This window comes from Streptomyces sp. NRRL S-118, from assembly GCF_000716335.1.
Lineage (GTDB): Bacteria > Actinomycetota > Actinomycetes > Streptomycetales > Streptomycetaceae > Streptomyces.
The window spans coordinates 1-9,900 of the sequence record NZ_KL591046.1; the positions used below are offsets into that span (position 1 = coordinate 1).

The window sequence follows — 9,900 nt, forward strand, 5'->3', positions numbered from 1 at the left end:
GAGGTGGGAGCCGACCCGGATCCGAGTCGGGGCGTCCTCTTCCCCCACCTCGGTGAACAGAAATAGCATCAGCAGGGCCCGGCCGCGTGAGCGGAGATTGGTGAAAGGCTACGTCTCGCCCTCCACCGCATAGCTGCCCTCGATGTGCCAGCCCGCGTCGTCGGGTTCCTCCTCGTGCGGAAAGCGCAGCGGGAAGGCGCCGAGCGAGTAGCGCGGCTCCCAGCGCCCGGCGCCGACCAGCAGGTCGTACGCCCGGTGCAGGACCGGGGAGTTGGGTGCGGCGGCGAACTGTCCCTGTGCCATCCCGCCGACCCAGTGCACGGGCTGCGTCCACGTCTCCGGGTCGTCCGGGTCGCAGCCCGTCTCCCGCCACAGCATCCGCGCGCAGCTCGCGGCCACGCGGGGCGCGACGGCGCCCTCCAGCTTGACGAAGCCGTCGCGGAGGAAGCGAGATACCAAGGTCGTGTCGTCCATGCCTCCATCGTGCGGCGCCGCCCGTCCCGTTCACCCGACACTTGCCGCACCGCCTTTCTCGGGTGAGGCGTTCAGGGCCGCACCGGATTGAATCGGTGGTCGGGATCTTGGAGGCGAGCGTGCTGGAGCGGCTCAATGAGGCCATGGAGCACATCGAGCGACAGCTCCGTCGACGTAGGCGAGCTGGCGCGGGTCGCGGCCACCTCGGAGTACCACCTGCGGCGGATGTTCTCGGCGCTCGAGGGATGCCGCTGTCGCAGTACATCAGGCGCCGGCGGCTGACTGTCGCGGGCGCGGAGGTACTGGCCGGTGAGCGGACGCTGCTGGAGATCGCGGTGCGGTACGGATACGGCTCGGGAGAGGCATTCGCGCGGGCGTTCCGCGCGGTGCACGGCGTGGGGCCCGGCGAGGCGCGGCGCACCGGCGCGGCGCTCAGCCCCCAGCCCCGGATGACCTTCCGCCTCATCATCGATGGGAGCAGCAGCATGCGCTACCGCGTCGTGTACAAGCCGAAGTTCAAGGTCAGCGGACCGACCAGGTCCGCAACCGCCTCCGGCGCGGCAGCCGCGGCGGCTGGCCCTCAGCTTTCGATCAGCAGATCTACAAGCGGGTGGTGGAACGGTGCTTCAACCGGCTGAAGCAGTGGCGCGGCATCGTCACACGCTACGACAAGACCGCCGACTTCTATCAGGCCGCGGTCACCCTGGCATCCCTGCTGATGTGGGCGTGACATTTGACGACAACTCCTAGGTCGGCTGGTATGGCCGATTGCGGAGTCCTGGTTGTGGTTCCGTGACGGCATGACTGACGGGACCCCGAAGCGCCTGTGAGCGGCTCCACCGAGTCACGCCGCCAGAGCGTCTCGACGGAGGTTGGCGGTAGTCGGCCAAAGTGAGCGTTGAAACGGTGGACGCCGGCTCACCGATGAAAAACTTGGATCCGAACATTTCGGGCTATTGATTCAGCCCCACATGCCCATGGAGATCTCGTCGAAAAGGGACGACCATGGACTGTCGCTGTGTAGAGGTGTCTCGTCATATTCGGCAATGCGCTTCTTCATTCGCTCCACTGCTTCGATCCTGGCCTGATAACCCGCGTCATCATTGGGTAGGCCTTTATAATGCTCCTGGCTTTCTTCCAGGATGATGAGCGACTGCACTAGTGATGACACGTCACCATGGAGAGGCGCATAGAGGTCCTCTCCCTCGGGGAACGCGTAGATTTTTCCGTCGCTGGGGTCAATGGCCACCAGGGCGTACTGGAATTCGCCGAGGACTTCCCAGTCTTCGGCCTCAGGCGGGCACTGCCCCCCCTGGCTCTCGATCTCCAGCTTGAGACTGGGAGCACTCAGAAGACGTGCGTGGTCGTCCAGGTCCAGCTTCGGAGAAAATGTCTCGTTTGAGGGGAGTCCGACGCGAGACAGGAAGAGCGCAGTTCCTGCGTGGAGACGCTGCTGTGCAGATTTAGGGAAATAGGTGACGCCAGTCAGCCCGAAGATGCGCAATACATCCTCGGGTGCGATGCTAATCATCATATCAATCGCCTCTCGGGTTACGGATGACCTTGATCCTTGTGGCGCTTCTCTAGGGCTTCCATATATTTCCGATGTTCTATGTCTCTCTTATACAGGCTTTTCTCGGTTTGGTCATAGTCGTTGGCGTGCGTGACTTCCAAGTTAGGATTCTTCGATTTGAAATGGAGGTCCAGCCATTGGTCACATTTGGGCGAAAGTTGGCATGGCTCTCGTTCGGTATACACCTCCTGCAGGCCTGCCTCGCGGCCGTTTTTTAGTAGAGGATATCCGATTGTCCGCTCGGAGTGCGGGCCCTGGCTGTCTCCGACGAGAATCATTTCCCGGCCGGTGTCCGGGTCGACGTAACGGCCTGCTGCAAAGTTCGTTCCACGGTAGTCGTTCTTGGCGTACCGTGCGATCTCGGTTGCGCGAGAGAGATCGGTGCTGCCAGGTTCAATCTTGGTGGATGTGACTTTGGGGCCTTTTCGGGTCTGAGGAACGTTCCAGTCGTGCTTCTCTCTTGGTGCGGGGCGCCAGGCAGTCCCATCCTTTTTATCTAGAATGTTCCAGATGCCCGAGTCATCGGATTTAGATAGCTTTTCGGTGTCACCGCTGGGGAGTAGTACCTGCACGGAGCCGTCGGCGTTGAGAAGGTACATGGGGACGTCGTCGGCATCATGCTTGTCGACCTTGCACTTGTCGATCTCTTCCTTTGCCCCGGCGTCGGTTCCCTTGTGGTCTCCTTTGCTCTTGTCGATCTTGCCGCCGTGGTCTTCGAGAGTCTTGACCATCTCGTCGGCCTTCTTCTCGACCGCGTCTTCGGCCTTGTCCATGGCGGTGGCAAGCTTGTGGAACCGGCTGTCCTTCTTGACGGAAGTCTTGCGCTGCGCGCCGCCCTCCTTGAAGGTGCCTTTCTTCTTGTCGAAGTTGGTGGCGGTCTCCTGGTAGCCGCCCGCAGCCTGTTCGAACTCGTCGAACTCGATGACCAGGTCTTGCGCCATGTCGGCGCTGCCCGAGGCCATGACGTCGTAGGTGCCGCCCGTAGTGAACAGCTTCTCGATCTCCGCGAGGACTTTGCCTTCGATTTTGTCGGTGACGATCGTGGTGATCTGGTCAATGGCATAGTCGATGGCCTCTTGGATGATCAAGCGTGCCGCTCCGATGGCTGCGGCAGACAGCAGCCCGCTGAGGCCGGCGGTGAAGAACATGCCGACGACGCCAGCGGTAGCCGTGGCGGCGGTGGCGGTCAGCTTGGTGATGATCGCGATCTTGCAGCCGACGATGAGGTCAGCACAGGAGTCCAGGGCGCCGGCGAGATCGTCACATCTGTTGGCGAAAGTGGCGAGGTCTCTGGTGGTGAGGGTTCCCCAACGGCGATCAATGGCCTTGACCGTCTCGCCTTTGCTCTTGCCGCCAACGATGTGGGAGCAGGCGTTGTTCCCTTCCTTGACCGCGTCGCGGATGCCTTCGGCCAGGTTGCGGTAGTCCTTGGCCGAAGCCTTGACTTCGTCCTCGTCTATCTGCGGCCAGTCCACACCGACCAGGTCGAGTACCTCGACCAGGTCATCCGGCAGCTGCATGCCCATCGTTACCCCCCTTGCTCAACCGTCCAACCTTCCGGGCTGAGATGATCAGCCGTCAAGTTCCCGCAGGTGAGGGGGCAGTGAAACCAGTCCGGTCCGTATTGGCGGGAGCTGAGGCCCTCAGGTTGCCGGATGGGGAGAGAGGCAGGTGAGGGACTGGTCTGTCCCGGCGAACAGGCGGCTGTCCTCGGTGAGGGCCACCGAGTGGACACGGCGACCCGGCCGGAATGTGCGCTGAGTACCTGTCTCCCAGTGAATGAGGTTCACTGTGCCGTCGCTCCATGCGACCGCCACCGCAGGTCCGTCCGCTGTCGTTGCGGCGTCGAGGGATACCACGGGGATAGGGCGCTGAAGTACGGGTACGGCCATGGGAGGATGTCCGGGAGACCAGGTACGCACCGTGCCGTCAGCTCCGCCGCTGTAGATGATCGGCATGGCTGCTTCACCGTCGACGGGCAGAAGAAGTCCGGCTACGGCAGTTACCGTTCCCTCATGCAGGGATGTCGCGTCTGACGCGTCCCCGTGCACGTTGACCATGCCATTTCCGGTGCCTGTTATCACGAATCCGGTGGCCGGGCCGGTGATGGTGGCAAGAGCAGTTGCTGTGTGCTGCCCCAGATCTGCAACAAGGCGCTCCACGTTAGTCGGGCCCGCTTCAAGAAGCGCCGCGAGCCCTGACTTCGCCGGCTGCGCGGCCCGTGTGGTGTCTGCACGCACACGGCCGCTCTGGTCGAGCAGGAGAACGGTGCCGTTCGCCATGACCGCCACGGAGCGGAAACGCCCGCTGACTGTCGCCATACGCCCGCGTGTCGTCGCATCGCTCATACTCACCACCCGCACGGTGCCCTGGTAGTCGGCCACCAGGAGGCAACCGGCCAGCGGGCCCGCGCCCGTCGCCAGGGCCATGGCCGGCCCGGGCCAGGGCGGGGTCAGGTCTCCGCGGACGCGACTCCACTCCAGTCGCCACGGTGCATGCTTGACCAGATCCGCAAGGGCTGGAGCAAGTCTGGGGTCGGCGCGGTCTCCCAACACAGAAGCGAGAGTCAGCGCGCGTGCCGCCGGTGACTGCTCTTGGCACAGAGACTGTCCCGCCTGAAGCCAGGCGGAACGCAGACCGCCGTGATCCTGCTCATCCGTCTCGTATGCCTCGGTAACCGTCCACGGGTCGGCTGAGCAGACGGCGACCGGGTCGGAGAAATCTATCTGCGGGCTGTCAGACGCGGGCAGGACAGGAGCGGGGGCTTCAACCTGCGATGCTCGCCATAGCTCGTACCGGTCCCTGTCCCTCCATTGGTCGAGATCCAGGTCCATCTCCGCGCATGCGGTCCGGCTGAGGTAACGGTGAGCAGGACTGGCCGTGCGGGACTCAACGATCAGCCGCACATGGGCCAGCTGGGTCAGGGAGAGTACGAGCTCGACGGCGCTGTCCGCGTGGCAATCCGGCAGAACGATGACGGCGCGGCGGGCATCTGCCCCCAGCGCTGCCGCGAGATGCTCCACAGTGCTGGCTGTCACTCCGAGTTGGTTCGCCAAGGCCCATACAGTGCTCTGCAGGCTGTCGCCAGCCGAGGGCACGACCGCATGAACCCTACGCTCCGCGGAGGTGCCTTCCTGAGTGCCGTGGTGGACAAGCCACGCCAGCAGCACAGACTTTCCACACCCTGCAGAACCGGAAACCAGGCACAGACCAGGTGCATGCGGATCGACGAGCCAGCCCAGGAGGGCGGCGGCGGCAGGTTCCCGGCCATCAACCGGGCGTTCCCAGCGCATCAGCCGCGCCTCGCCTGCTCAGCTGCATGCCTGATCAACTGCTGCAGCCCCTCCTCACGGGACTCTGCTGTCTCCCCGTAATCGAAGCTGTGGGTGAACTGCGCCTGCGGAAAGGCGGCCCGCATCCAAACCGCGCAGTAGTGCCCCGGCAGGAGACACGGCTCCAGCTCGCAATACACACGCCGGATATGACTCGCATCCACACCATCAGCAGACAAACGATGCCAGAGAGCCTCTTCCGGATGCGGACGTCCAGGCCCTGCCGCCTCCGTGACCACATGCTTCTCACCGGCGGCATCCACATACTCGAACGCTGCCGAGAAGGGGAAGTTCAGCGTGTGCCGGATGTCGTCGAGCACCCGTGGCCACCATGACTCCCGCTGCTCGAAAGCTGCTCCATCGACGCGCCGGAGCTCCGCCTGCAAGTCGCGGAAGACGGCCGCCGCTTCCTGCAATCCCGATGACGCGACGATGACCGGCTGCGCACGGTCCAGGGCCAGAAGTGAAGCATTGAGTGTGGCGAGATCTGTGTTGACGAACATGTCATCTGTCACGTCTTCTAGCACGACGGCTTGCACAGCGCCGTCTGGACGGACACACATGTGCGCCAGGCCATCGAAGCCGATACGCAGCCACGACTCCAGGGCAGCGGGCGCACGAGGTCCCGAAGACTGGGCTGCCGCAACTCCAAGTCGTACCGGCTCATGCGTAGCAGCCGCCCGCCAGTACGGCCGAACCCCGCACGGCACTCCGACCTCAGTCAGCAGCGCCTTCGCTGCGTCCGGGAGGCGTGCGCCCCAAAGGCTGTTCTCCTTGAACCGCCTCATGCCCTCCCGGCCGAAGTGCTGAAGCAGCTCGTCTGGGCTCTGGGGGGCGGGTGAAGACATGTCTACCTCTCTGCAAAATCCGGGCTGTGGTTATGACCTTAGTCCGGCATGTCTAGCAGCCGGCCCTGGCAGGGAAGTACCGACTACTGACCGTCGGGCTCGGTCGCCGCGTGCGGGCGGAAACCGTCACACTCACCGTCCGCTTGTCTCCAGGATTACTACCTATCACAGCTGGCGGACAGCGAGGCCCCGGTCCCGCCCGCTACTTCTCTTTGGCCGCCGGCCCGGGCGCCTGGGTTACCGCTCCAGGTGAGATGGCAGCGCGGATCAGCTGGCGGAGCGCGCCGTTGTAGACCTCGTGGTCCACGACAGCGGGCAGGATCGCGGCCAGGTGTCCAGTGAGCGCCGGGTACTCCTCGGGATCGAGCGCGGCCAGTGCCCGGCGGGTGGTGGCCTGGGCAGCTTTCGGGTTGCGGTGGTCGACAAAGCTCGCGCTGCCCAGGGTGAGCAGGTACAGCCGCCGGTAGGTGACGATCGCGTCCTGCGGGGTCATGCCGGCGGCGAGGGAGTCGGCGAGCTGCGGCTCCGCCAGGCGCTTGAGCAGCTGCTGGCCGAGCCAGGGCCGGGCACCCCCGCAGGGCGATCAGGCCCGGGTGGGCGGTCAGCAGTTCGTACAGCGCGGTGAACCGTTTTTCCGTGGCTGTCGGCCAGTCGGTGCCGGGTGGGATGTCGGGCAGCTGAGCGGCGAGGTGATCGGTGACGAGGTCCATCAGTCCAGCGAGGTCGGTGCAGCGGCGCTGGAGCGAGGCGACGGAGATGCCCAGCGCGGAGGCCAGGGTGCGGAAGCTGAGAGCAGTGTGCCCGTCCTGATCCACAATCAACAGGGCTTCCTCGGCGATGCGTTCAGGAGTTGCGAGGTCCAGGGAAGTTGCTTCCCGTGCCCGCGGGGATGGCCCCCGCCACGCCGCGCCCGCCTCGGCGGACCTGGCCCGGTTCCTGGGCCTGTAGGCGGAGCGGGTGATGACATCGCGCGTGCGGGCGGGTGGGTGGAATGCGGAGTGAGCGACGATGGAGACATGACCGAGATCCTCACGCCCCGCCTCCTCCTGCGCCGCTGGACCGACGACGACCTCGTCCCCATGGCCGAGATCAATGCAGACCTCGAAGTGATGCGCTGGATCGGCGACGGGTCCATCCAGGATCTGGAGCGGACCGCCGAGTCCATCGAGCGGTGGGAGGAGGAGTGGGACGACGAAGGCTTCGGGCTCTTCGCCGTCGAGCTCCTCGGTTCCGGCGAGCTGATCGGTTTCGCCGGACTCTCCGTGCCCGAGTTTCTGCCCGCGCTGCAGCACGAGGTGGAGATCAGCTGGCGGATCGGGCGCTCCTTCTGGGGGCAGGGGTACGCCTCTGAGGCCGCCCACGCGGTCCTGGAGTTCGCGCTTCAGGACCGCGGCCTCGACCGGGTGATCGCCATCGCCCACATCTCCGATACGGCCTCCCAGAACGTCATGCGCAAGCTCGGCATGGCCCCAGAGCGCGACACGACCGACCCGCAGTTCGGCCTCCCGCTCCGCGTGCACGCCATCGATCTCAGCGAGTACCAGGCGTGAGTCGGCGGCGGCCGTCAGGAACACCGGCTTCGTGAAGGCCACCAGCGCGCCCGCCGTTCGTGGAGTGAGGCAGCGTTTCGCGCCCGCCGCTCGCCGCCTCCGCGCGTTCGGGCTGGTCGCTGTACCGCGCCCGGCCGTACGGGGGCCGCGCTGCTCTGCCTCGCTCGTCATCCGGTCGGCCGCTGCGCCGTTGTCCGCCGCTCTCGCAGGGCTGCCGCTGCGTGTTGGAGCCGCGCCGCCGCGACCCGTTGTGAGGGGCCCTGCGGGTACGCCGTGTCGCCAGCCGCGCCTGTTCTTCGGGAGCGGGGTCCCGCGCTGGGGTGGTCGTGTGTTCGTCGTCGGGCGGTGGGGCCGGTGGTGGGCGCGATCGGCATACGCGCGCTGCTCGGCGGGCAGCCGTTGTGCGTTCGGGCTGGTTGTCCAAGTGCCGTTCGGGCGTTGCTCCGCGCGCTCGTGCGTCGGGGTCGCGCCGTGCCGCTGCCTGCCCGCTGCGACGTCGAGGTCGCCCGCCGTCTCGCCGCCCATCGTGGGGGCCTCCCGCGCGCACGCCGCGCCCCGGGGCCTCCCGCGCCGCCGTCCGCTGCCCGCTCATTGGCCTCAGAGGTCCGCCGTGCCGCTGGCTGCCCGCGGGCCCGGACCCTCAGCGCGTCGGCGGTGAGACGGGCTCGCTCGTACGGAGTCGCGGACCTTTGCGGGTCAGGGGGGCAGCACGACTTCAGCGCCCCCATCGTATCGGCGGGGGCGCTGGACTGCTTGTGTGGCAGGGGTGACAGGAGTCGAACCTGCGACATCCGGTTTTGGAGACCGGCGCTCTGGCCATCTGAGCTACACCCCTTCGCGGACGCCAGCATGTCAGCCGGCCGGGTGTCGCACCACCGACTTTCCCGGCGGCCGCGGCCCAGCGCCGGGCCGCTGCGCGTGCCGGTAGCGAGCGCGCCGATGCGATCCGCCCCGCCGCCGCGTGCCGGGGCCGTTCCGCCGCACTGGCCGTACGTCCGCCGTACTCCGTGGCCGAGGTCGCTGTACGACCGGGCCGCTCCGTGCGCCGCCGCGGCCCCGCTGCCTCGTGTTCGTCCAGGCGCCGTTCGGGCGTTGCTCCGCCGCCGTACGGCCGCATCCCGCGTGCACCGTTCGTCGTCAGCCGCCGTTCCGCCTTGCGCCGGGGTAGCGCCGTGCAGCCCCGCCGCCGCGCCGCCGGGCTGTGCCGTTCTTGCGTCCGCTCAGGTCGAGGTGGACGCGTTCGCCGGCTCCGCGCGTTCGGGCTGGTCGGCGCACCGCCGGGATGCCGCGCCGGCTGGGGTCGTCGTACGGTCGCTGTCTCCACCGCCCCGGGGCCGGGTCGCTCCGCCGCTCAGCCGCCCGTTGCCCGCCACCGCGAGTGCCGACGTCCGCTCCGCGCCGCTCCCGGCGTCGTCCCACACCTTCTAAGGCCGGGTTAGCCCCGCAAGCACTGGGCTGAGCTGTGTGTACGGGCCCCCACTTGAGAGCTGCGCCGCACAGCCCTACAGGACAGGTCAGGGAACCGGCTTCTCTTCGGTAATAAGGCAGTCGGTGACCAGCGCCGCCGGTCGTACGATGATCAACTGTGACCGCCGACAGACGCCGCCCCCTTGGCCACGGCCCCATCAAGCCGGGAACCGCTTCGGGTGTGGCCGCCGCAGAGCCCCGCGCCCGCGTCATCGCCACCGAAGCCGATCTGGACACCGGCCCCCTCCACCACTTGCAGCTGCCCGACGTGGCCGAACTGAGGGACCGGGGCGTCCTCGACTCACACATGCTGGGAGACTGACCCCGTGAGCACGACGCGCCGCCCGCTGGGCCCCCGACAGACGCCCGCCGCCGAAGCGGACGACCGCGCAGAACGCGGTCGCACCGTGGCCGAGCTAGCCGCCCACCTCGCCTCCGCCCCGGCAGAGGTTCAGCCGCACCGGTCGGCCGCCGGCCGCCGTCCACTCGGCACCGGACCGGAAGCAAACCGGTAATCCGGTCGGCCGCCCGGCAGGCCGCCACCGCGGTCCCCCGTTATCTTCTTCGCGGTCCTGCAAGAGGGCCGCTGGCCTCCGGGCCCGGCATGACTGTTGCCCCCTGTCGATCGGATGACCCGGGGGGTGGTGTCACCGGGC

Annotated in this window: 7 protein-coding genes, 1 tRNA gene and 3 pseudogenes; 4 read left to right on the forward strand and 7 right to left on the reverse strand. The window is 66.9% G+C overall.

Translation table 11 applies throughout. From position 1 onward, the window contains the following. Window positions 1-474: pseudogene (locus IH00_RS38425) on the reverse strand (phytanoyl-CoA dioxygenase); the annotation flags it as partial. 119 nt (window positions 475-593) lie between these two features. On the opposite strand from IH00_RS38425, the pseudogene IH00_RS38430 reads away from it, so the two are divergent. Both IH00_RS38430 and IH00_RS43635 read left to right on the forward strand, forming a co-directional pair. Further along, window positions 594-1,004, forward strand: a pseudogene (locus IH00_RS38430) (helix-turn-helix transcriptional regulator); the annotation flags it as partial. Next, window positions 1,001-1,204, forward strand: a pseudogene (locus IH00_RS43635) (IS5/IS1182 family transposase); the annotation flags it as partial. The pseudogenes IH00_RS38430 and IH00_RS43635, both read left to right, overlap by 4 nt. A gap of 231 nt (window positions 1,205-1,435) precedes the next feature. On the opposite strand, the gene IH00_RS39320 reads toward IH00_RS43635, so the two are convergent. From IH00_RS39320 to IH00_RS45355, 5 genes are all read right to left on the reverse strand, one after another. After that, window positions 1,436-2,008 (reverse strand): SUKH-4 family immunity protein, encoded by a 573-nt coding sequence (locus tag IH00_RS39320; protein WP_052411916.1) that lies wholly within the window; start codon window positions 2,006-2,008, stop codon window positions 1,436-1,438. Window positions 2,009-2,025: 17 nt separating this feature from the next. Beyond that, window positions 2,026-3,573 (reverse strand): nucleic acid/nucleotide deaminase domain-containing protein, encoded by a 1,548-nt coding sequence (locus IH00_RS0136105; protein ID WP_031080715.1) that lies wholly within the window; start codon window positions 3,571-3,573, stop codon window positions 2,026-2,028. A gap of 117 nt (window positions 3,574-3,690) precedes the next feature. Then, on the reverse strand, window positions 3,691-5,340 hold the full coding sequence (locus IH00_RS0136110) for an AAA family ATPase (RefSeq protein WP_031080716.1): 1,650 nt from the start codon (window positions 5,338-5,340) through the stop codon (window positions 3,691-3,693). Next, entirely contained in the window at window positions 5,340-6,227 is an 888-nt protein-coding gene (locus tag IH00_RS0136115) for an SUKH-4 family immunity protein (RefSeq protein ID WP_078888164.1), read from the reverse strand. The genes IH00_RS0136110 and IH00_RS0136115 overlap by 1 nt, the downstream gene beginning before the upstream one ends. A 202-nt stretch (window positions 6,228-6,429) precedes the next feature. Beyond that, window positions 6,430-6,720 (reverse strand): hypothetical protein, encoded by a 291-nt coding sequence (locus IH00_RS45355; RefSeq protein ID WP_324615821.1) that lies wholly within the window; start codon window positions 6,718-6,720, stop codon window positions 6,430-6,432. A gap of 523 nt (window positions 6,721-7,243) precedes the next feature. Between IH00_RS45355 and IH00_RS0136125 the strand changes: the two genes are divergently transcribed. Beyond that, window positions 7,244-7,777 carry a GNAT family N-acetyltransferase gene (locus IH00_RS0136125; RefSeq protein WP_031080721.1) on the forward strand — a complete coding sequence of 178 codons (534 nt, stop codon included), beginning with the start codon at window positions 7,244-7,246 and terminating at the stop codon, window positions 7,775-7,777. Window positions 7,778-8,535: 758 nt separating this feature from the next. Here IH00_RS0136125 and IH00_RS0136130 read toward each other — a convergent pair. Beyond that, window positions 8,536-8,612 (reverse strand) — tRNA-Trp (locus tag IH00_RS0136130). Window positions 8,613-9,362: 750 nt separating this feature from the next. On the opposite strand from IH00_RS0136130, the gene IH00_RS43150 reads away from it, so the two are divergent. After that, window positions 9,363-9,566 (forward strand): hypothetical protein, encoded by a 204-nt coding sequence (locus IH00_RS43150; protein ID WP_158828187.1) that lies wholly within the window; start codon window positions 9,363-9,365, stop codon window positions 9,564-9,566. The last annotated feature ends 334 nt before the right edge of the window (window positions 9,567-9,900 follow it).

Excerpts from the sequence above, each read along its gene's own strand:
- IH00_RS39320 (WP_052411916.1), bottom strand. The coding sequence starts at position 2,008 with ATGATGATTAGCATCGCACCCGAGGATGTATTGCGCATCTTCGGGCTG.
- IH00_RS0136105 (WP_031080715.1), bottom strand. The coding sequence starts at position 3,573 with ATGGGCATGCAGCTGCCGGATGACCTGGTCGAGGTACTCGACCTGGTC.
- IH00_RS0136110 (WP_031080716.1), bottom strand. The coding sequence starts at position 5,340 with ATGCGCTGGGAACGCCCGGTTGATGGCCGGGAACCTGCCGCCGCCGCC.
- IH00_RS0136115 (WP_078888164.1), bottom strand. The coding sequence starts at position 6,227 with ATGTCTTCACCCGCCCCCCAGAGCCCAGACGAGCTGCTTCAGCACTTC.
- IH00_RS45355 (WP_324615821.1), bottom strand. The coding sequence starts at position 6,720 with ATGACCCCGCAGGACGCGATCGTCACCTACCGGCGGCTGTACCTGCTC.
- IH00_RS0136125 (WP_031080721.1), top strand. The coding sequence starts at position 7,244 with ATGACCGAGATCCTCACGCCCCGCCTCCTCCTGCGCCGCTGGACCGAC.